This window comes from Ruegeria sp. AL11, assembly GCF_056540865.1.
This window is the reverse complement of record NZ_JBQFXO010000101.1, coordinates 1-514: the sequence shown is the minus strand read 5'-3', so window position 1 is coordinate 514 and position 514 is coordinate 1. Positions and strand designations below refer to the sequence as shown.

At 57.0% G+C, this 514-nt stretch carries 1 pseudogene; it reads left to right on the top strand.

The features are described 5' to 3' along the window. Positions 1-514, top strand: a pseudogene (locus tag ACR0IP_RS23495) (DNA-directed RNA polymerase subunit beta); the annotation flags it as partial.

Sequence of the window (514 nt, the reverse complement as noted above, 5' to 3'; positions counted from 1 at the left end):
TCGTGTTCGATGTTGATGAGGACACCGGCGCGAAATCGGTAAAAGACATCAAGGAACAGGATGTCTTCATGGGCGACATGCCCCTGATGACCCCGAACGGCACCTTTGTCGTCAACGGCACCGAGCGTGTGATCGTCTCCCAGATGCACCGCTCGCCCGGTGTGTTCTTTGACCACGACAAGGGTAAAACCCATTCCTCGGGCAAGCTGCTGTTTGCCTGCCGCATCATCCCGTATCGCGGCAGCTGGCTGGACTTCGAGTTTGATGCCAAGGATATCGTGTTCGCCCGTATCGACCGCCGCCGCAAACTGCCTGTGACAACCCTGCTTTATGCGCTGGGTCTGGATCAGGAAGCGATCATGGACGCGTATTACAAAACCGTGTCCTACAAGCTGGACAAGAAGAAGGGCTGGGTCACGCCGTTCTTCCCCGAGCGTGTTCGCGGCACCCGTCCGACCTATGACCTGATCGACGCGAAATCAGGTGAGGTGATTGCCGAGGCAGGCAAAAAAGT